The sequence below is a fragment of the Pseudomonas sp. FW300-N1A1 genome (genome assembly GCF_058789115.1).
The window spans coordinates 20,053-40,151 of the sequence record NZ_JBYTBK010000038.1 but is presented as its reverse complement, the minus strand read 5'-3'; the positions used below and the strand labels follow the sequence as shown (position 1 = coordinate 40,151).

Below are 20,099 nucleotides of genomic sequence, written 5' to 3'. Positions count from 1 at the left end.
GCTGCGCAGTCCAGCGCGAGCAAGCCACGGGACAGCGCACATCCCCGCAACCCCCTGTGCCCGGGCCTTTGCGCGGGAGCAGCTTTTTCCTCGTCAGCAATGACAAAAATCATAATTTCGCAAATTCCCGCCTCCCAACAGAATGCCGCCAACACCCCTTGCACCGATAGCCGCAACCGTAAAACAACAATGATCAGCCTCAGAGGCGGCAGCCATGGTCGATCTGAATCAACCCAACTTTCAGAAGTACACAGCCATGACAGTTGAAAAAAGACACATAGATACCCTTGTCGTTGGCGCCGGTCAGGCCGGCGTGGCCATGAGTGAACACTTGAGCCGACTGGGCGTCCCGCACCTGGTTCTGGAGCGCAACCGCATCGCCGAAGCCTGGCGCACCGCGCGCTGGGATTCGCTGGTGGCCAACGGCCCGGCCTGGCATGACCGCTTCCCTGGTCTCGAATTCCAGGGCCTGGACCCGGACGCCTTTGCCGGCAAGGAACAGGTCGCCGATTACTTCGAAGCCTATGCCCGCAAGTTCAACGCACCGGTACGCACCGGCGTGGACGTGCTGAAGGTGGAGCGCAACAGCGGTCGGCCGGGGTTCACCGTTGAAACCTCGGAGGGCGTGATCGAGGCCAACCAGGTGGTGGTGGCGACCGGTCCCTTCCAGCGTCCGGTGATCCCGCCGATCGCCACTGAAGTGCCAGGCATCACGCAGATCCACTCGGCCCAGTACCGTAATCCGCAGCAACTGCCAGAAGGTGCGGTGCTGGTGGTGGGGGCTGGCTCGTCGGGCGTGCAGATTGCCGATGAACTGCAGCGTGCCGGCAAGCAGGTCTATCTCTCTGTGGGGGCGCACGATCGTCCGCCGCGCGCCTATCGCAACCGCGACTTCTGCTGGTGGCTGGGCGTGCTCGGCGAATGGGATGCGGAAGTGGTCCAGGCGGGGAAGGAGCACGTGACCATCGCGGTCAGCGGTGCGCGTGGCGGCCATACGGTTGATTTCCGCCGGCTGGCCCATCAGGGCCTGACGCTGGTCGGGCTGACGAAGGCGTTCGCCGATGGCGTGGTGACCTTCAAATCGAATCTGGCGGACAACATTGCCCGCGGCGATGAGAACTACCTGGCGCTGCTCGATGCGGCCGACGCCTACATTGCGCGCAACGGCCTGGACCTGCCGGAAGAACCGCAAGCCCGCGCCTTGCTGGCGGACCCACCGTGCCTGATCCAGCCCATTTTGCAACTGGACCTGGCCGAGGCCGGGGTGACCTCGATCATCTGGGCCACCGGTTACTCGGTGGACTACAGCTGGCTGAAGGTCAACGCCCTCGACGCCAACGGCAAGCCCCGGCATCAACGCGGGGTGTCCAGCGAGCCGGGGGTGTACTTCGTCGGCCTGCCGTGGCTGACGCGCCGGGGCTCGGCATTTATCTGGGGCGTGTGGCACGACGCGAAGCACATTGGCGACCACATCGTTAAGCAGCGCACCTACCTCGCTTATCGCGATGCCTCGCAACGCCAGGCAGAGCCCGAGCCGACGTCCGTTTCACCGGTCCACACCGCCAGCCTCATGGGAGTCCGTTAATGCCTACTCATACCCGCATCCGCATGTTCAACACTAAGGACACCTACCCGAACCAGACCCTGGACAACGACCTGTGCCAGGCCGTGCGCGCCGGCAACACGGTGTATGTCCGTGGCCAAGTGGGGACCGATTTCAACGGTCAGCTGGTGGGCCTCGGCGACCCTCGTGCCCAGGCGGAACAGGCCATGCGCAACGTCAAGCAACTGCTCGAGGAGGCCGGCAGCGACCTCAGCCATATCGTCAAGACCACCACCTACCTGATCGACCCGCGCTACCGCGAGCCGGTGTACCAGGAGGTCGGCAAGTGGCTCAAGGGTGTGTTCCCGATCTCCACCGGGCTGGTGGTCAGCGCCCTGGGCCAGCCGCAGTGGCTGATGGAAATCGACGTGATCGCGGTGATCCCCGAATAAGGAGTCAATCATGACCTTTTCCATTGTCGGCCGCTGTGCCGAGACCGGTCAGCTGGGCATTGCCATCAGTTCCTCGAGCATTGCCGTGGGGGCTCGCTGCCCCTGGTTGCGCGCCGGGGTCGGCGCGGTGTCGAGCCAGAACATCACCTTGCCGGCCCTGGGGCCGCAGATTCTGGACGGGCTGGCCGTTGGACTGACCCCGGACCAGGCGTTGGACCGTGGCTTGAGCAGCAATGGCTTCAGCCAGTACCGCCAGGTGGCGGTGGTCGATGCCCAGGGCCGCACGGCCCTGTTCAGCGGCAACCATGCGCTGGGCACGCACAACGCGCTGGCCGGCGTGCAATGCGTGGCGGCCGGCAACCTGTTGGCCAGCCGCGCCGTGATCGACGCCATGGTCACGGCATTTGAAAGCAGCGAAGGTTGTCTCGCGGCGCGCTTGCTCAGTGCCTTGCAGGCCGGCCAGGGCGCCGGCGGGGAAGCCGGGGCGGTGCACTCGGCGGCGCTGTCGGTGGTCGGTGACCTGACCTGGCCCATCGTCGACCTGCGTGTGGACTGGGCCGAGGACAATCCGATCGGCGAACTGGCCAGGCTCTGGGACGCCTATCAGCCCCAGTTGCAGGACTACCTGACCCGCGCCCTCAATCCGACCCTGGCCCCCAGCTATGGAGTGCCCGGCGATGAGTGAGCTGCGCAGCCGGGCCCTGTTGGCGCAACTGGTGGGCTTTGCCACGGTCAGCCGCGACTCCAACCTGGAGCTGATCGCGTTCGTCCGTGACTACCTGCACGGCCTGGGCGTGGATTGCCAACTGATCTACAACGCGCAGCGGACCAAGGCCAATCTGCTGGCCACGATCGGCCCGAAGGTGGCTGGCGGCATCCTGTTGTCCGGGCACACCGACGTGGTGCCGGTGGACGGACAGGCCTGGACGGTCGAACCGTTCTGCCTGAGCGAGCAGGGCGGCAAGCTGTTCGGGCGTGGCACGGCGGACATGAAAGGTTACCTGGCCTCGGTACTGGCCGCCGTGCCGGTGTTTCTCGAGAGCCAACTGCGGCGCCCGGTGCACCTGGCGTTTTCATACGACGAAGAGGTGGGATGCCTGGGGGTCCGCAGCTTGCTGGAGGCCCTGCCAGCGCATATCCCGGCGCCGGCGCTGTGCCTGATTGGCGAGCCGACGGAGCTCAAGCCGGTGCTCGGCCACAAGGGCAAGCTAGCGATGCGGTGCCATGTCCGAGGGGCGGCCTGTCATTCGGCCTACGCGCCGTATGGGGTCAATGCCATCGAACAGGCCGCACGACTGATTGGCCGGCTGGGGGAGATCGGCGCGGCGTTGGCCGACCCTCGGCGGCATGACGAGCGCTTCGACCCGGCGTACTCCACCGTGCAGGTGGGGGTGATCGAGGGCGGCACGGCCTTGAACATCGTGCCGGCCGATTGCCGCTTCGACTTCGAAGTGCGGGCGCTGCCGGACTTCGCCCCGCAAGGGGTGGTGGAGGCGCTGCAAGGCTACGCCGAGCAGACGCTGCTGCCAGCGATGCAGGCGGTGAAGGCCGACAGCGCCATCCACTTCGAAACCCTGTCGGCTTACCCGGGCCTGGCGACACCGATGGACAGCGCCGCCGCCCGGCTGATCGCGAGGCTGTGTGGCAGCGATGCCTTTGGCACGGTGGCGTTCGGTACTGAAGGGGGCCTGTTTGACCAGGCGGGCATCCCCTCGGTGGTCTGCGGCCCCGGCAGCATGGAGCAGGGACACAAACCCGACGAGTACGTCAGCGTCGAGCAAATGGCGGCCTGTGACCGCCTGATGGATCGCCTGGCGGTCTACCTGAGTGAACCGGACGATGAATAACGACAAGGTAATGACGGTGAACGATTTCAATCAATGGAAAGCCCTGGCGGCACGGCAGCGCTTGATCGACACCGCGCTGATCGACGGCGCACCCTGTGAAGCCGCGGACGGTGCACGGCTGGCGGTGATCAACCCGGCGACCGGCCGAGTGCTCGCCGAGGTGGCGGCCTGCGCTGAGCAGGATGTCGACCAGGCCGTGCGCAGCGCCCGACGCGCGTTTGCCCAAGGCCCTTGGGCGCGCATGGCGCCGACTGAACGCAAGGCGGTGTTGCTGCGCCTGTCGCAGTTGATGTTGGCCCACCGCGAGGAACTGGCGCTGCTCGATTCGTTGAGCATGGGCAAGCCGGTGATGGACGCCTGGAACATCGACGTGCCCGGCGCTGCCCATGTGTTCGCCTGGTATGGCGAAAGCCTGGACAAGCTGTATGACCAGGTCGCGCCCACGGCGGCGAATGTGTTGGCCACCATCACCCGGGAACCACTGGGGGTGATTGCGGCCGTGGTGCCGTGGAATTTTCCGTTGGACATGGCCGCCTGGAAACTCGCCCCGGCACTGGCCGCGGGTAACAGCGTGGTGCTCAAGCCTGCCGAGCAGTCACCGTTCTCGGCCTTGCGCCTGGCTGAACTGGCGCTGGAAGCCGGCTTGCCGCCCGGGGTGCTGAATGTGGTGCCGGGGCTCGGTGAGCAGGCCGGTCGCGCGTTGGGCCTGCACCCGGACGTGGATGCGCTGGTGTTCACCGGATCCACCGAAGTCGGCAAGTACTTCATGCAGTACTCGGCGCAGTCGAACCTCAAACAGGTCTGGCTGGAGTGCGGTGGCAAGAGCCCGAACCTGGTGTTCGCCGATTGCCAGGACCTGGATCTGGCGGCTTCAAAGGCAGCATTCGGGATCTTCTTCAATCAGGGCGAGGTGTGTTCGGCCAACTCGCGCCTGCTGGTGCAGCGCTCGATCCTTGATGAGTTCGTCGAGCGCCTGATCGCCCAGGCGCGCCTGTGGCAGCCGGGCAATCCGCTGGATCCGGCGAGCCGCGCCGGGGCCATTGTCGACACGCGCCAGGCCCGGCGAATCATGCAGTACATCGAACAGGCCACCGCCGAGGGCGCTCGCCTGGTGTGCGGTGGCCGGCAGCTGACGGTCGACGGTTCGAGCAACTTCATCGAGCCGACGATCTTTACCGACGTACACGCCGGGATGCAGTTGGCCCGGGAAGAAGTGTTCGGCCCGGTATTGGCGATCACCGTGTTCGATGACGAGGAGCAGGCGATCGCTCTGGCCAACGAACACATCTACGGGCTGGCGGCGTCCGTCTGGACCGACGACCTGAACCGCGCGCACCGCGTGGCGCGGCGACTCAACGCGGGCACGGTGTCGGTCAATACGGTGGATGCGCTGGATGTCACGGTGCCCTTTGGCGGCGGCAAACAGTCGGGCTTTGGCCGGGACCTGTCGCTGCATGCGTTCGACAAGTACACGCAACTCAAGACCACCTGGATTCAGTTACGCGGCTGACGGCCCGATCACCGGGCATCCGCCGTACAAACAATCGATTTGTTCTCCCTACAACAACAAAACGGAGCAACCGATGGACAGTTCCTCAAGCGTGCCGCTACACCCCCTTGCCCCGGCGCAGGCCGGCCCCCGCAAACGCCTGGGCTTCAGCGCCCTGTTGGCGGTTGCCGTGGGCCTGGTGGTCTCCCAGGGCGTCATGGTCCTGATGCTGCAAGGTGCCGGGATCGCCGGCATGGGCTTTATCGTACCGCTGGCCCTGGCCTGGCTGTTGGCCCTGAGCTACGCCTGTTCGTTCTCGGAACTGGCGCTGATGATTCCCCGCGCCGGCAGCCTGAGCAGCTACACCGAAGTCGCCATCGGCCAGTTTCCGGCGATTCTCGCGACCTTCTCCGGTTACGTGGTGGTGGCGATGTTCGCCCTGTCGGCCGAGCTGCTGCTGATGGAGTTCATCATCGACAAGGTCTACCCGCACTCGATGCCTCCCCTGAGCGTGGCCTTCGGCGTGCTGTTGCTGTTCACCGTGCTCAACCTGTTCAACATCGACATCTTTGCCCGCCTGCAGACCGTACTGGCGCTGGTGATGATGGTGATGTTGCTGGTCATGGGCCTGGGCGCGTTGACCAGCGAAGGGGCTGGCAGTGTCTCGTCCCTGGTGGCGACATCGGGCTGGAACCCCATGGGCCTGGGGGTGATCGCACTGGCCGCGATGGCGGTGTGGGGCTTTGTCGGGGCCGAGTTCGTCTGCCCGCTGGTGGAGGAGACCCGGCGCCCGGAACGCAATATCCCGGCCTCGATGATGGTCGGCCTGACGGTGATCTTCCTGATCATTGCCCTGTATTGCGTGGGCGCGCTGCTCACCGTGCCGCAGGCGGAGCTGGCGAGCAATGGCCTGCCGCACTACCTGTTCGCCACCACGGTGTTCGGTGAAGCGGGGCAGGTGTTGCTGGTCACCGCCGCGATCACCGCCACCTGCAGCACCCTCAACAGTTCCCTGGCGGCGATCCCGCGCATGTTGCTGGGCATGGCCCAAAGCGGCCAGGCGTTTGGCGTGTTCAAGCGCCAGGGCAAACGCAGCGGCGCCCCTTGGGTCGCGGTGCTGTTCGTGTCTGCCGTCACCGGCCTGCCATTGCTGCTGATGCACGACAACCCGGACGCAATCAATCGCCTGCTGTTGGCGGCGGCCCTGGCCTGGCTGCTGGCCTACATCATCACCCACATCAACGTGATCGCCCTGCGTCGCCGTTACCCGCATGTGCACCGGCCGTTTCGCACGCCGTTCTACCCGTTGCCGCAGCTGTTCGGCATCGCCGGCATGCTCTTCGCCATCTGGCACGTGTCACCGAGCCCCGAGATGACCGTGCCGATCTTCGCCAGCGCCGGCGTGGTGCTGGCCATCGTCTCGCTGATCGCCGTGGTGTGGATCAAATGCGTGATGCGCAAGCCACTGTTCAGGCCCGAGCCGCTGGAGCCTGCGCTGGGCAGCCGTACTGACAACCTCAATAATCAAGGAGAGCTGTAATGAACGCAAAACTCGACACCCCCCGCAGCACCCAGGACTACCAGGCGCTGGACGCGGCGCACCACATCCATGCATTCCTGGACCAGAAGGCACTCAACGCCGAAGGCCCGCGGGTGATCGTGCGCGGTGAGGGCCTGGCGTTGTGGGACAACGACGGCAAGCGCTACCTGGACGGTATGTCGGGCCTGTGGTGCACCAACCTCGGCTACGGCCGCAAGGACCTGGCCGCCGCTGCCAGCCGCCAGTTGGAACAACTGCCGTACTACAACATGTTCTTCCACACCACCCACCCGGCCGTGGTGGAGTTGTCCGAGCTGCTGTTCAGCCTGCTGCCGGATCACTACAGCCACGCCATCTACACCAACTCCGGTTCCGAAGCCAACGAGGTGCTGATCCGCACCGTGCGCCGTTACTGGCAGATCCTCGGCCAGCCGCAGAAGAAGATCATGATCGGGCGCTGGAATGGCTACCACGGCTCGACCCTGGGGGCCACGGCGCTGGGCGGGATGAAGTTCATGCACGAGATGGGCGGGGTGATCCCGGACGTCGCGCACATCGACGAGCCGTACTGGTTCGCCCACGAAGGCGACCTGAGCCCGGCCGAGTTCGGCCTGCGCGCGGCTCGCCAGCTGGAAGAGAAGATCCTCGAACTGGGCGTCGAGAATGTCGCGGCGTTCGTTGCCGAGCCGTTCCAGGGCGCCGGCGGGATGATCTTCCCGCCGGAAAGCTACTGGCCGGAAATCCAGCGTATTTGCCGTCAATACGACGTGCTGTTGTGCGCTGACGAAGTGATCGGCGGCTTTGGTCGCACCGGTGAATGGTTTGCCCACGAACACTTCGGTTTCGAGCCCGACACCCTGTCCATCGCCAAGGGCCTGACCAGCGGCTACATCCCCATGGGCGGCTTGATCCTGTCCAAGCGCATGGCCCAGGTGCTGGTGGAGCAGGGCGGAGTGTTTGCCCACGGCCTGACCTATTCCGGGCACCCGGTCGCGGCGGCGGTGGCCATCGCCAACCTCAAGGCCCTGCGCGACGAAGGCATCGTCACCCGGGTCAAGCAGGACACCGGGCCTTACCTGCAGCGTTGCCTGCGCGAGGCCTTCGACGACCATCCGTTGATCGGCGAGATCCAGGGCACCGGCCTGGTGGCCGCCCTGCAGTTTGCCGAAGACAAGGCCAGCCGCAAGCGCTTTGCCAACGAAAACGAGATGACCTGGCAATGCCGCACCTTCGGCTTTGAAGAGGGCCTGATCATTCGCTCGACCCTGGGCCGGATGATCATGGCGCCGGCACTGGTGGCCAGCCATGCCGACATCGACGAACTGGTCGACAAGACCCGTATTGCCGTAGACCGCACCGCCCGCGCCTACGGTCGCCGTTAAGCAGTCCGCGCCGGCTCGTGCGGGCGAGCCGGCATTCCCGAGGAACCGATCCATGTCCAGATCCTTGCGTTGCAGTGTTCCGTTTGCCTTGGCGCTGTTGTGCGGCAGTGTGTCAGCCGCGCCCCAGAGCCTCACCGTGATTTCATTTGGCGGTGCCACCAAGCAGGCCCAGGACAAGGCCTACTTCCAACCCTTCAACGCCAGCGGTGCAGGAAACATCATCGCTGGCGAATACAATGGCGAGCTGTCGAAGATCAAGGCGATGGTCGCGGCGGGTCACACCAGCTGGGACGTGGTCGAAGTCGAAAGCCCCGAGTTGCTGCGTGGCTGTGAAGAAGGCCTGTTCGAGAAACTCGACCTGACGCGCCTGGGGGATCCGGCGCATTTCGTCCCCGGAGCGCTCACCGAGTGCGGGGTGGCCACCTATGTCTGGTCGATGGTCCTGGCCTTTGACCAGAGCAAGTTGAGCAAGGCACCGGGGTCCTGGGCGGACTTCTGGAACGTTGCCGAGTTTCCCGGCAAGCGCGGCTTGCGCAAGAGCGCCAAGTACGCCCTGGAAATCGCCTTGCTGGCCGACGGGGTCAAGGCCGACGACCTGTACAAGGTGTTGAACACGCCCCAGGGGGTGACGCGGGCCTTTGCCAAGCTGGACCAGCTCAAGCCGAACATCCAGTGGTGGGAGGCCGGCGCCCAACCGGCGCAGTGGCTGGTGGCGGGGGATGTGGTGATGAGCGCGGCCTACAACGGGCGGATTGCCTCGGCGCAAAAGGAAGGCATGGCGCTGAGTATCGTCTGGCCCCACAGCCTGTATGACCCGGAGTACTGGGCGGTGGTCAAGGGCACGCCGAACAAGGCACTGGCCGAGGACTTCATCGCCTTTGCCAGCCAGCCCCAGACCCAGAAGGTGTTTTCGCAGAACATCCCCTATGGGCCGGTGCATCGTCAGGCGCTGGCACTGTTGCCGCCTGCGGTGCAGGAGCAACTGCCGACCGCCGCCGCCAACCTGGCCGACGCGCGGGCGGTGGACGCGGAGTTCTGGGTCGATCATGGCGAAGAGCTAGAGCAGCGCTTCAACGCCTGGGCGGCTCGCTAGCTAGAATGTAGGAGCGAGCATGCTCGCGATGGATGTCAACGATAACGCGTGCGTTCTGAATAAACGCGTTGCGCTTGAGTTCATCGCGAGCATGCTCGCTCCTACTAATGCGGCAGGCATCAAGCGCGGCCTCACATCAACCATTGCGCAAACTGTTCCTTGCAGTACTCCACAAACAACTGCGCAGGCTTGGTCAGCTGCGCACGTTTGAGCCAGCCGGCGACCAGCGCCGAACCCGTGACGTCCTCGGCAATCTCCACACAGACCAACTGCTGGCCATCGTAGGTGCTGCTTGAGTGTGGCCGCGTCACCAGGACCGCGAAGCCGAAGCCCTGGCCCACCATGCCGCGCACCATTTCGATCGACGGCGAGCTGAAGACGATGTTCGGGGTCAGCCCCAGCTCTTCGAAAATACTCACGAAGTAGGTTCGGCTCGGCTGCACGTCCAGCAGGATCATCGGCTCGAGCGCCAGGTCACGCAGCGACACCTGGGCCTGGTCGGCAAACCGGTGCCCCACCGGCAGCAAGGCATAGGGCCGTTGCGGGGCCATCAGCGCTTCGGTCTCGATGGTGCTGTCCAAATCGTGTTCATAAAAGATCGCCAGGTCGAAGCGCCCACCCGTGAGGCCTTGCACCAGTTCCTGCTGTTCGCCGTCCTGCAGACGAATCTCCACACCCGGGTAGCGCTGGTGAAAACCGGCGATCAGGCGCGGCAGGTAGAGCGGGGCGACGGTTTCGAAGCAGCCGATATCGATCTGCCCGCTGACCACATCGTTGTCGGCCAGCGCATTCTGCTCGAACTCCCGCGCCATGCGCAGCAGTTCCTGGGCTTTGCGGTAGAAGCGCGCGCCGCTGGGAGTCAATGACACGCCCTGGGCGTGGTGACGGATCAGCAACTGCACACCGAAACTGTCTTCCAGGCCCTTGATGGCCGTGGAGATCGACGGCTGGGCGATGTACAGCTTGCGGGAGGCTTCTGCAACGCTGCCACATTCGACGGTGGTGACGAAGTACTTCAACTGACGCAGGGAATAGGACGCCACGGCGTACCTCAGGCTTGGGGTTTTACCTACCTTACTCCGTCCGGCGCCTGGCGGGGTGTGGGTGCTGCTACGGATTTTGCTGGGCATTGAAGACATTTAAGCGTGCGCGTCTCCGGGCCGGTCCTGGCGTACTGGATCACACGGGTAAACGCGGTTTTGACGATAACAGATGCGATAACGCTCAATTATTCAATCAGATAAACACGCCCATTAGCACCGTTGGATTTGACATGAATGGAATGTATATACATAGTATGTAATACAGTACGAAATCGTAGGAGCAACACATGGCCCGTGGCGGCGTAAACAAGGCAATCGTGCAGAAAGCGCGGGAGGCATTGCTGGCGCGTGGAGAACATCCAAGCATCGATGCCGTACGGATAGAGCTGGGCAATACCGGCTCGAAAACCACGATTCATCGTTATTTGAAGGAGCTTGAAGACCTCGATCTGCGCCGTGGCGCGCCCCAGCAGACCCTCAGCGACGAGCTTGGCGAGCTGGTCTCGCGTCTGGCGTTACGCTTGCAGGAAGAGAGCGAGGAGCGCATCGAACAGGCCCTGAAGGTGTTCCAGGTCGAGCAGGCCGCACTCAATGAACAACTCAGCGCCAGCCAGGCTGCGCTGGCGCACCTGCAACAGCAGCACGATATCCAGCGTGTCGCCCTGGAAACCGAGTCCGGCGAGCTGCACACCTGCCGTACGACCTTGCAGGCCGAGCAGACTCGCAATGCACGGCTGAGCCAGTCGAACCTCGACCTTGAGGTGCACCTCAAGGACAAGCAGGAGCAAGTCCGCTCCCTGGAAGAAAAGCACCAGCATGCCCGTGATGCGCTTGAGCACTACCGCGCCGCGAGCAAGGAGCAGCGGGAGCAAGAGCAGCGCCGGCATGAGGGGCAGTTGCAACAGGTGCAGATGGAAATGCGTCATCTGCAGCAGACGCTGATCATCAAGCAGGATGAAGTGACGCAGTTGAACCGGGATAACGAGCGCCTGCTCACCGAAGCCCGGCAGCAGCATAAAGCCAATCTGGGACTGGAGATGGTGGTGGATCGTCAACGCAGTGAAATCGGTGCGCTGAAGATCCAGGTGGCGCAAGTGGAGGGCGGCAAGCAGGTGTTGCTGGAGCAGGTCGCGAGCTTGCAGCGCAAGGTTGGCGAATTGAGCGATGCCTCGGCCCGTCAATCCGCCGAGATTGCCGAACTGGTGAAAACCCTGGAGGCGGTTGAACATCCTCCTGAGGACCGGGCAGAGGGGAGCCGATCAGTAGCGCCAGACAGCGCCGCCGATCACCTGTAGCCGCACGAGTGTATCGGCCTGAAGTCGTAGACCCTGATCGACATCGCCGGCAAGCAAGGCTGTCGAACAGGCCCTGAGTGATCGGGGCCTGTTTGTGTCGACGGTCGTCGGTCAGCCCTGGCAGTCATTGCCTATATACCTTGCCCGACGACGCGCAACACCCCCAACCCAGCGGCTACGCTTAGGGGAGAAGGCGAACGCATGCCCGATTCATCCGCTGTTGAAGGGCGCGTAGCCGTTTGAACCGAAGGGCAGGGCACACACGATGAACCGGCCAGAGGTGCTGATCGCTGGGGTTCCAACGCTTTTCGAGGCCCATAGCCGGCCGGCCGCTGGGCGCATTCTCGAACAGCTACGCGCCCTGCTTAACGCCATTCAAGACTGGCTCACGAAACCCTGGTCCTGGTTATCCGAGAGATAAACGATGAGTAATCAAGAATCTCCCTGTCAGTTGTACACCTCCTGGGACTGCCCGGTGCAGGAGGGCAGTCGTGCAATCCAGCGGATCACCGCGCGGGCCGCTGAAGTGGGAGGCGGAATCACGGTCAACCGCCTGATGCCCTCGCGCCAACGACGCATGATCGGTGCCTGGTGTTTTCTCGATCACGCCGGCCCCGCGGTGTTTGAAAGCAAGGCCGGCCTGCGCGTCGGTCCGCATCCGCACATTGGCTTGCAGACCTTCACCTGGATGATCAAGGGCGAGGTCCTGCACCGCGACAGCCTGGGCAATGTCCAGGTCATTCGCCCCGGCCAGGTGAACCTGATGACCGCCGGGCGTGGTATCACCCACACCGAAGAATCCCTGCCCGATGAGCATCATCTGCACGCCGCGCAGTTATGGATTGCCTTGCCCGCGGCCGACAAGGAGTGCGCGCCCGCGTTCGATCACTATCCGGACCTGCCGGGCTGGGTCGACGGCGGGGTACAGGTCATCCTGCTGGCGGGCACCTTCGCCGGTCGCACCGCCCCGAGCCGTATCTATTCACCGCTGGTGGGGCTGGACCTGTCGAGCCAGGGCGCGGCCTCGATTCGATTGGCCGTGGAGCCGCGCTTCGAGTACGGCATCCTGCCGCTGGAAGGCGCGTTCACGATCAACGGGCAGGCCTTTGCCAGTAACGAACTGGCCTACCTGGGGCGCGGCCTCAATGAGATCGAGCTGTCCTGCGCGACGGGCTCGCGTGCCTTGCTGTTGGGGGGCGAACCCTTTGCCGAGGACATACAGCTGTGGTGGAACTTCGTTGGCCACAACAAGGAGGATATCGCCAAGGCCCTGGAGGCCTGGAACAGCCGGGACCTGGCGCGCTTTGGCGAGGTAGAAGGGTTTGACGGGGCACGTCTGACCGCGCCTGCGTTGCCGTGGCAACGCGTGTGATGAGCCGCCTCGGCGTTTCCCGATGCAGCCACTGATCCATTACTTCAAGGTCGTGTTCAACCCCGGCCTCGGGGTGTTGCTGTTTGCCTTGCGCACCGTCGTCGCCGGCCTGCTGACCTTGTACCTGGCGTTCATCTTCGACCTGGATCAGCCCAAGTGGTCGGTCATGGCGGTGATCATCGTCAGCCAGCCGCTGGGAGGCATGGCCCTGCAGCGCAGTTTCTCGCAAATCATCGGCACCACGGTGGGCGCTGCGGTCGCGGTGTTGATCATGGCGGTGTTTCCCCAGGCACCGCTGCCGTTCATTGTCACCCTGGCGCTATGGCTGGCGTTGTGTACCGCCGGGGGCACCTTGCTGCGCTACACCAGCTCGCATGCCTTTGTCCTGAGTGGTTTCACGGCGGTGGTGGTGGCCTTGCTGGCGGTGCCCGAGCAGGAAAACACCTTGATGCTGGCCATTACCCGGATCACCGAGACCCTGCTGGCGGTCGCCTGTGTCTGCGTGGTCAGCCTGCTGACGGCGCGGCCGGAGGCGGTGGCCCGGGGCTACTTTGCCAAGGTCGACCAGGTCCTGAAACTGATGGCGCAGCACGCGGCGGCCGTGATCCGTACCGAAGAAAGCGAAGCGGACTTTCACAAGCGCCAGTTGCAACTGCTGGGTGAGATCAGTGCCCTGGAAGGGCTGCGTCGGCACTTGTACTTCGATGCCCCGCGTTTGCGCAGTGCCAACGGCCTGGTGCAACTGCTGGGCAATCAGTTGGTGTTGTTGACCTCACGCCTGACCGTGTTGCGCCATCAGCGCAAACTGATCGGTGAACGCTGGGAAGGCGAGTTTCCCGAGCATATCCAGCGGCTGCGTGAAGACGAGCTGGTGTTTCTCGACGAACTGGCCAGGCAAGGGCGCTCGCTGCCCAACGAGGCTCGGCATCAGTTCAAGGTGCTCCAGCAACGGTTTGATCACCTGGCGGAACAGGCCGAACAACTGAGCGAACGCATGCCGGCCACCTTGCGTTCGCTGGCGTGGGCGTTGCGCTGGGAGCAGGCGCGCTTGCTGCAACAGCTCGAAGAAATCCTTGAGCTGAGCGACGCCATCCAGAGCGGACGTGAAGCCAGCTGCGTGTACCCGCAACCACGTAGCAACCCCTTGCACCTGGACGTTCGCCTGGCGGCAATGAACGCGACCCGTGCATTCATTGCACTGCTGGTGTCCGGCTTGATCTGGATCGAAACCGGCTGGGACGGCGCCCGTGCCGGGATGATTCTGGTGGGCATCCTGTGTTCGTTGATGGCCACCTTTCCACGGCCACTGTTGGCCAGCCAGAATTATGTCCGGGGCTTAGGGTTGGCTGTGGTCGTGTCAGCGCTCTATCAGTTCATGCTGGTGCCGGCGGTCACTGATTTCGCAATGCTCGCCTTGATCCTGGTGCCCTTGCTTTACGTGATCGCGGTCGGGCTGGCGAGCCCGGCGACTGCGGGGATCGGCATGGGGCTGGGACTGTCGACGTTCCTGATGGTCGGCCCGCAGAACATCGGGGCCTTTCAGAACAGTGCGATCCAGTGGTTCGAATTCACCGGGGCCTACGTCTGCGCCGGGGTACTGTCGCTGCTGGTCTATTCGTGGGTCTTTCCCTTCAATCCGGTGCAGCGCATCAACCGGCTGTACCGTGAGACCCGAGAACAGGTCTACCTCCTGCTCAAGACCTCGACCGCCGACCAGCAGCAGTTCGCCTTTGAAAGCCGCATGGTCGATCGCCTGACGATGATGCTCGGGTTGTTGCCGGCGGCCAACGACTCTCGCAGCCATCAACGGTACGAGGTCAGCCTGGCGTGTATGTCGCTGGGTGTCGCCCTCAATCAGCTCAAGCAACAAGGCCAGGACAATGGGTTGCTGAGCCCACAGGTCAAGGACCGCTTGCAGTCGATTCTGCACCAGACCGGCCGCTACGTCGCAGATCGGCCGGGTATCGATCTGGATCAGCTGACGGATGAACTGCACGCCCTCGGAGAGGAGCTCGACCAGCTGCATTCCGGCGAACGGGCATCCGGTCACTCACAGCTATGGTCCGTGTTCCGCATCCGGGTCGCACTGTTGATCGTGGCCTCGTTCATCGAACGCTATCGCGCGTTTCTTCAACCCTCGGACATGGGAGTGCCGGTCCTTGCCCATTGATTTCGAACTGGGCGGCGTCTACTTGCCGCCGATTGCCCAGGCCCTGCTGTTGGCGCTGCCGGTCTTCCTGTTGCTGGACTGGGGCATACGGCGCAGCGGTCTGTTGAAGTTTGTCTGGCATGAAGCACTGTTCGAAGGGGCGCTCTATGCCTGCGTGTGCGCGGTGGTGATTTTGCTGATGGGGGCCTCATGACTGCGAAGAGAATCGTTGCGCAACTGGTGACGCTGGTCGTTGTCGCACTGGCCGTGTTGCTCGGCTGGTTCGCCTGGGAGCATTACACACGGTCGCCCTGGACCCGGGACGCGCGGGTGCGTGCCGATGTGGTGACGCTGTCCGCCGATGTCTCGGGGCGGATTGTCAGCTTGAAGGTGCAGGACAACCAGCATGTGGAAAAGGGCCAGTTGTTGCTGGAAATCGATCCGGCGCGCTATGCACTGGCGGTCGAACATGTCCGGCGCTCGGTTGAAGTGGCCAAGGCGACTCAGGGTCAGTCGCAGGCGGCGATCATTTCCAGCGAGGCCCTCCTCAAGCAGCGCCAAAGCGAGGAGCGCAGGCGGCGCGAACTCAAGCAGGGCTTTGCGATCTCTGGCGAAGAGTGGGAGAAATCCAGCACCGAAGTGGCCGTGGCACAGGCCGAGCTGCTGAGCAACCAGGCCAACCTGAGCCTGGCGCAAGCCAATGTCCAGCTGGCCATGGCGGTATTGACCCAGGCCGAACTGAACCTGCAACGCACCCGGGTGATGGCGCCGGTCAGTGGCTATGTGACCAATCTGCTGACCCGCGAGGGCGACTACGCCAGTGTAGGCAGTGCGCTGTTGGCGCTGGTCGACAGTGACTCGTTTTATGTCAGTGGTTACTTCGAAGAAACCAAGCTGCCGAGGATCGAGGAGGGCAGCAGGGTGCGGATTGAGTTGATGAGTGGCGAGACCTTCGGTGGCGTCGTGCAGAGCATCGCCTTTGCGATCAGCGATCGAGAGAACCTGCCGGGCAGTCGCTTGCTGGCCAACATCAACCCTAGCTACACCTGGGTCAAGCTGGCCCAACGGGTGCCGGTGCGGATCGCGATAGACCCACAGTACGCCGGCAAGGGGCGCCTGCGCGCCGGTACCACCGCCACGGTGACCGTACTTGAGCCAGCGTCCCGTTGACGGCACGCGGTTGCAGTAACACATAAATATGCCCGGCAGTGTTGCAGTGCCGGGCACGGGTGCTTGAGGTTGGCACTCAGAAACGGTAGTTGGTGCTCAGTTCCAGCGTCCGTGGCGCGCCGGGCGTGATCAGGTCCACCGAACCATGCGCCGAGGCGTAATAGTCCTCGTCGAAGACATTGCGCAAACGCAGGGCCATGTCCCACTTCGGCTGGTTGTACAGCAGCGCGGCGTCCACGGTCGTGTAGGCCGGCATGACCACGTTGTTATCCAGGGATGTATAGCGGTCATCCACGTAGTTGGCGCCCATGCCCACTCGCCAGGTTTGTGTCAGCGAACGCACCAACCACAGGTTGGCACTGTGGCGTGGGGTCAGGGTCGGCACCTGGCCCTCGTTGGGGACACCGTTGGTACGGCTGTTGGACTTGGTGATCTCGGCATCAAGATAGGCGTAGCCGGCATAGACCTGCCATTTGTCACTCAACTGCCCGCTGGCGGTCAGCTCCAGGCCGTCAGTGCGCTGCTCACCGGCCAGCACCAGTTTGGTCGGGTTCGCCGGGTCGGTGGTTTTCATGTCGGTACGTTCCAGCCGGAACAACGCGGCCGTCAATGCCAGGCGATTGTCGAGCAGGTCCCATTTGCCGCCGATCTCGTAGTTGGTGGTCTGCTCCGGTTTAAGTTCCTGGTTAGTGGTACTCAGGGCGAACATTTCGGCCGAAGGCTGGTAGGAACGGCTCACCGAGACGTAATAGGACTGGATCTGATCAGGCTGGTACACCAGGCCCACTCGCGGGCTCCAGGTGGTGTCGGTGCGCGACATTTGATTGTTCGTCAGGTCATCGGCGTATTCCTGGTCGAACACGTCATAACGCACACCCACCAGCGCCTTCCACTGCGGTGCCAGTTCGATCAGGTCCTGCACGTAAAATCCGGCAGTGTCCTGGGTATTGGTGCCCTTGGCGGTTTGCCGGTTGGCCTGGAACGGCACATCGACCAGTCCGTTACGGTAGACCGGGACCTGGGCCACGTTGGTCTGGCTGAACACCGACTGATCCTTCACCTGGCGCCCCAACTCCACGCCATACAGCAGGTTGTGGTTCATCCCGGCGAGTACGGCGCGCTGCTTGAGCTCGGTCTGGTTGAACCAGCCGTCTTCCTTGCGTTGCACATTGCCGCGGTTGAGTTTCACCAGCAACTCACCATTGGCGGCGGTGACGAAACGCGTCGGGCTGGAGTCCGCCAGTGTGTTGTTGCGGTCAAGGTCATAGTGGTAGTAGCGGCTGGTATTGCTCAGGGTGAAGTCGTCGTTGATCCGGTAATTGGCACCGGCGGTGAACGAAAACACTTCGCTGCGGGTGTAGTCGTCATCCGGGTCGGCGGAACCGAAGCGCTTGTCGCGATCCACATCGACCGGACGGTCGCCTTGCGCCGGGATGCCGAAGTCGATCAGGCGCTCGTCATACAGGTAGCTCGCGCCCAGGTTCAGTTCCAGGTCGTCGGACAGCTTGAAGTAGGCCGAAGGCGCGATGGCCTTGCGGTCGATGTAGCCGTCATCGCGGAAGGTGTCGCTGTTTTCCAGCGCGCCCGTCACACGCACAGCCTTATCGCCCTGTTGCTGATCGGCCCAACCGGCGTCGAACTGAGTACGTTTCTTGCCCTCGCTGTCGACCGTGGCACCGACTTCCTGCTTGGGGGTGAAGTTGGGCATCTTGCTGATGCTGTTGATCAGGCCACCCGAAGAGCCACGGCCATAAAGCACCGCCGCCGGCCCCTTGATCACTTCCACCCGTTCGACGTTGGACAGATCACGGAAGTACAGCGCATCGTCGCGAATGCCGTCGACGTACATGTCGCCAATGGCGCTGAAGCCGCGGATGGTGACCTGGTCGCGCTGGCCATCGCCATTGGACAGGCCGACTCCCGGGACATTCTTGAGTACGTCTTCCATCGACTGGGCCCCCTGATCCTTGATGAGGCTCTGGGGGATCACGTTCACCGTTTGCGGGATATCGCGTAGCGGGGCATCGATCTTCAGCGCGCTGCGGCTCTCGGTCGGCATGTAGCTCTGTTCGCTGTACTCACTGTTCACAGCGGTTGCCGGTAGGGTAAGAGCAGACTCCGTTTCTGCCTGTAACTCAGGTACGACCAGAACGCCCAGCAACGACAGAGAGGCCGGGTAAATGCGCGATAGAGACACCGTTGACACCTTTTGTATGAATTATCGCGCGAATGATAACGATTATCTTTCGATAGTAAATACATATCGTTACGATTTGAGAGAGTGATGCTTCTTTGTACGAACGTACCCGGCGAAGCACTCAAAAAGGGGAGGCATGGCCTTAATGCCAGTCAGTCAAGGCCAGGGTGCCCAATGCCCCTCCCGTGGCGAGGGAGCTTGCTCCCGCTGGGTTGCGCAGCAGCCCCAAAACGATAGCCGAGTTCATTCTGAAAGACCGCGGTGGCATTGTTGGGCGCGCTTCGCGCACCAGCGGGAGCCTGCTCCCTCGCCACGGGCCTCTCACTCAGTTCAAGACGTTTCTTGACTGACCAGCATTCAGCTTTCTTCTTTCAGGCTATTACCACTTGCCGGTGCTCATGCCGCCGTCCACTGCCAGGACGACACCTGTGGTGAAGTCCGCCTTTGCCAGGTAGAGCACAGCCTCGGCAATTTCCTCAACAGTGCCGACCCGGCCGGACGGCGCCAGGTTGTTGAGGAAATCACGAGCGGCCGGGGCGTGCATGGGCGTGTCAATGATGCCGGGGGCGACTGCGTTCACCTGGATGTTGTGCGGTGACAGTTCCAGGGCCAGCGCCCGGGTCATCTGGTTGATGCCACCCTTGATCAGCACCGGCAGGGCGGCCGGTACATCGATGTTGGGCTGCAGGGCTATGGCCGCGGAGATGTTCACGATGTGCCCGCCACCTTGCCGCTGCATATGTGCGGCGGCCACCTGGGAGGTGTAGACCACGCCCCTGAGGTTGGTGTCCAACAGCGTTTCCAGGTCTTCTGACGTGTAATCGATGAAAGGTTTGGGCAAGAAAAAGCCGGCGTTGTTGATCAGGACTTCGACGCTGCCAAAGGCTTCAATCGCCGAGTCGAAGATCTTTCGGGCAGTAGCGGGATCGGCCACGTCGCCAGCGACGCCCATGAAGTTGTGCGGACTGCCCAGGCTGGCGGCGGCCTCTTGCAGGCGCTCGGGGGAGCGACCGGTACCGACGACGTTGTAGCCACTATCAATGAAGGCTTTGGCCAGACCCAGGCCGATACCGCTGGATGCACCGGTGATGACGACGGTTTTCTTGCTCATGGGTTTCCTCGCAAAGTGGTCACAGAGCTTGTTGTAGCGGCGGGTCAGGGGAGGTCCCTGCTCGGGCAGGAGTGTTGAAACGAATGTCAACCAGGTGGGTTCTTTCGGTACTCGGTCGTCGTCATTCCGGCGTAACCCCAGTTATCGGTGTCGACTTCCTCGATAACGATGTGCGTGAGGTCAGGGCGCTTGCCCAGTACGCGCTGCAGGGTGTCTGTGATCTCGGCGATGACCTGGGCTTTCTGCTCCCGGGTAACCCCGTCACGAGTGATTCGAACGCTTACGAACGGCATTTCAACCTCCTTGGAGGGTTGGTGAGTAAGACCTGGGCAAGCAACTCGGCGCCTCCCCCGACCAGGCCGAAGGGCGTCGGGATCGACTGCGTGACGTGAACTATATTTGTACCCTCGAAGCCG

Annotated in this window: 17 protein-coding genes; 13 read left to right on the top strand and 4 right to left on the bottom strand. The window is 63.1% G+C overall.

Features of this window, described 5'->3' with window-relative positions; all coding sequences use genetic code 11:
- Positions 1-214 precede the first annotated feature (214 nt).
- From AC3WQN_RS21160 to AC3WQN_RS21125, 8 genes are all read left to right on the top strand, one after another.
- Positions 215-1,585: a flavin-containing monooxygenase gene (locus tag AC3WQN_RS21160; RefSeq protein WP_103400327.1), complete on the top strand. Its 1,371-nt coding sequence runs from the start codon at positions 215-217 to the stop codon at positions 1,583-1,585.
- Positions 1,585-1,995 (top strand): RidA family protein, encoded by a 411-nt coding sequence (locus AC3WQN_RS21155; protein WP_003201555.1) that lies wholly within the window; start codon positions 1,585-1,587, stop codon positions 1,993-1,995. The genes AC3WQN_RS21160 and AC3WQN_RS21155 overlap by 1 nt, the downstream gene beginning before the upstream one ends.
- A 10-nt stretch (positions 1,996-2,005) precedes the next feature.
- A complete protein-coding gene (locus AC3WQN_RS21150) occupies positions 2,006-2,680 on the top strand; it encodes a DUF1028 domain-containing protein (protein WP_103400326.1) in 675 nt (224 codons plus the stop codon).
- On the top strand, positions 2,673-3,842 hold the full coding sequence (gene argE, locus AC3WQN_RS21145; RefSeq protein WP_103400325.1) for an acetylornithine deacetylase: 1,170 nt from the start codon (positions 2,673-2,675) through the stop codon (positions 3,840-3,842). The genes AC3WQN_RS21150 and argE overlap by 8 nt, the downstream gene beginning before the upstream one ends.
- Before the next feature lie 10 nt (positions 3,843-3,852).
- Positions 3,853-5,352, top strand: coding sequence for an aldehyde dehydrogenase (locus AC3WQN_RS21140; RefSeq protein ID WP_371918506.1), 1,500 nt, complete (start codon positions 3,853-3,855; stop codon positions 5,350-5,352).
- 73 nt (positions 5,353-5,425) lie between these two features.
- Positions 5,426-6,871: an APC family permease gene (locus AC3WQN_RS21135; protein ID WP_103400324.1), complete on the top strand. Its 1,446-nt coding sequence runs from the start codon at positions 5,426-5,428 to the stop codon at positions 6,869-6,871.
- Positions 6,871-8,253, top strand: a complete 1,383-nt coding sequence (locus tag AC3WQN_RS21130) for an aspartate aminotransferase family protein (RefSeq protein WP_103400323.1) — start codon at positions 6,871-6,873, stop codon at positions 8,251-8,253. The genes AC3WQN_RS21135 and AC3WQN_RS21130 overlap by 1 nt, the downstream gene beginning before the upstream one ends.
- Positions 8,254-8,305: 52 nt before the next feature.
- Positions 8,306-9,346, top strand: coding sequence for an ABC transporter substrate-binding protein (locus AC3WQN_RS21125; RefSeq protein ID WP_103400322.1), 1,041 nt, complete (start codon positions 8,306-8,308; stop codon positions 9,344-9,346).
- 131 nt (positions 9,347-9,477) lie between these two features.
- Here the strand turns inward: AC3WQN_RS21125 and AC3WQN_RS21120 are convergent, their stop codons facing one another.
- Positions 9,478-10,389, bottom strand: coding sequence for a LysR family transcriptional regulator (locus AC3WQN_RS21120; protein ID WP_103400320.1), 912 nt, complete (start codon positions 10,387-10,389; stop codon positions 9,478-9,480).
- Positions 10,390-10,676: 287 nt separating this feature from the next.
- On the opposite strand from AC3WQN_RS21120, the gene AC3WQN_RS21115 reads away from it, so the two are divergent.
- From AC3WQN_RS21115 to AC3WQN_RS21095, 5 genes are all read left to right on the top strand, one after another.
- Positions 10,677-11,684: a DNA-binding protein gene (locus tag AC3WQN_RS21115; protein WP_103400319.1), complete on the top strand. Its 1,008-nt coding sequence runs from the start codon at positions 10,677-10,679 to the stop codon at positions 11,682-11,684.
- 424 nt (positions 11,685-12,108) lie between these two features.
- Complete coding sequence (locus AC3WQN_RS21110) at positions 12,109-13,056, top strand: pirin family protein (protein ID WP_103400318.1); 948 nt, start codon at positions 12,109-12,111, stop codon at positions 13,054-13,056.
- 22 nt (positions 13,057-13,078) lie between these two features.
- Positions 13,079-15,226: an FUSC family protein gene (locus AC3WQN_RS21105; RefSeq protein ID WP_103400317.1), complete on the top strand. Its 2,148-nt coding sequence runs from the start codon at positions 13,079-13,081 to the stop codon at positions 15,224-15,226.
- Positions 15,216-15,419: a DUF1656 domain-containing protein gene (locus AC3WQN_RS21100; RefSeq protein ID WP_103400316.1), complete on the top strand. Its 204-nt coding sequence runs from the start codon at positions 15,216-15,218 to the stop codon at positions 15,417-15,419. The genes AC3WQN_RS21105 and AC3WQN_RS21100 overlap by 11 nt, the downstream gene beginning before the upstream one ends.
- Complete coding sequence (locus AC3WQN_RS21095) at positions 15,416-16,375, top strand: HlyD family secretion protein (RefSeq protein ID WP_103400315.1); 960 nt, start codon at positions 15,416-15,418, stop codon at positions 16,373-16,375. Before AC3WQN_RS21100 ends, AC3WQN_RS21095 begins: the two co-directional genes overlap by 4 nt.
- Before the next feature lie 76 nt (positions 16,376-16,451).
- Here the strand turns inward: AC3WQN_RS21095 and AC3WQN_RS21090 are convergent, their stop codons facing one another.
- The 3 genes from AC3WQN_RS21090 to AC3WQN_RS21080 all read right to left on the bottom strand — a co-directional run bounded on the left by AC3WQN_RS21090 (position 16,452) and on the right by AC3WQN_RS21080 (position 19,976).
- On the bottom strand, positions 16,452-18,572 hold the full coding sequence (locus AC3WQN_RS21090; RefSeq protein ID WP_103400314.1) for a TonB-dependent receptor: 2,121 nt from the start codon (positions 18,570-18,572) through the stop codon (positions 16,452-16,454).
- 379 nt (positions 18,573-18,951) lie between these two features.
- Positions 18,952-19,683, bottom strand: a complete 732-nt coding sequence (locus AC3WQN_RS21085; RefSeq protein ID WP_103400313.1) for an SDR family NAD(P)-dependent oxidoreductase — start codon at positions 19,681-19,683, stop codon at positions 18,952-18,954.
- Positions 19,684-19,769: 86 nt separating this feature from the next.
- Positions 19,770-19,976, bottom strand: coding sequence for a tautomerase family protein (locus AC3WQN_RS21080; protein WP_103400312.1), 207 nt, complete (start codon positions 19,974-19,976; stop codon positions 19,770-19,772).
- Positions 19,977-20,099: the final 123 nt, after the last annotated feature.

Excerpts from the sequence above, each read along its gene's own strand:
- AC3WQN_RS21095 (WP_103400315.1), top strand. The coding sequence starts at position 15,416 with ATGACTGCGAAGAGAATCGTTGCGCAACTGGTGACGCTGGTCGTTGTC.
- AC3WQN_RS21150 (WP_103400326.1), top strand. The coding sequence starts at position 2,006 with ATGACCTTTTCCATTGTCGGCCGCTGTGCCGAGACCGGTCAGCTGGGC.
- AC3WQN_RS21115 (WP_103400319.1), top strand. The coding sequence starts at position 10,677 with ATGGCCCGTGGCGGCGTAAACAAGGCAATCGTGCAGAAAGCGCGGGAG.
- AC3WQN_RS21080 (WP_103400312.1), bottom strand. The coding sequence starts at position 19,976 with ATGCCGTTCGTAAGCGTTCGAATCACTCGTGACGGGGTTACCCGGGAG.
- AC3WQN_RS21125 (WP_103400322.1), top strand. The coding sequence starts at position 8,306 with ATGTCCAGATCCTTGCGTTGCAGTGTTCCGTTTGCCTTGGCGCTGTTG.
- AC3WQN_RS21085 (WP_103400313.1), bottom strand. The coding sequence starts at position 19,683 with ATGAGCAAGAAAACCGTCGTCATCACCGGTGCATCCAGCGGTATCGGC.
- AC3WQN_RS21105 (WP_103400317.1), top strand. The coding sequence starts at position 13,079 with ATGCAGCCACTGATCCATTACTTCAAGGTCGTGTTCAACCCCGGCCTC.
- AC3WQN_RS21155 (WP_003201555.1), top strand. The coding sequence starts at position 1,585 with ATGCCTACTCATACCCGCATCCGCATGTTCAACACTAAGGACACCTAC.
- argE (WP_103400325.1), top strand. The coding sequence starts at position 2,673 with ATGAGTGAGCTGCGCAGCCGGGCCCTGTTGGCGCAACTGGTGGGCTTT.
- AC3WQN_RS21140 (WP_371918506.1), top strand. The coding sequence starts at position 3,853 with ATGACGGTGAACGATTTCAATCAATGGAAAGCCCTGGCGGCACGGCAG.
- AC3WQN_RS21135 (WP_103400324.1), top strand. The coding sequence starts at position 5,426 with ATGGACAGTTCCTCAAGCGTGCCGCTACACCCCCTTGCCCCGGCGCAG.
- AC3WQN_RS21110 (WP_103400318.1), top strand. The coding sequence starts at position 12,109 with ATGAGTAATCAAGAATCTCCCTGTCAGTTGTACACCTCCTGGGACTGC.
- AC3WQN_RS21130 (WP_103400323.1), top strand. The coding sequence starts at position 6,871 with ATGAACGCAAAACTCGACACCCCCCGCAGCACCCAGGACTACCAGGCG.
- AC3WQN_RS21160 (WP_103400327.1), top strand. The coding sequence starts at position 215 with ATGGTCGATCTGAATCAACCCAACTTTCAGAAGTACACAGCCATGACA.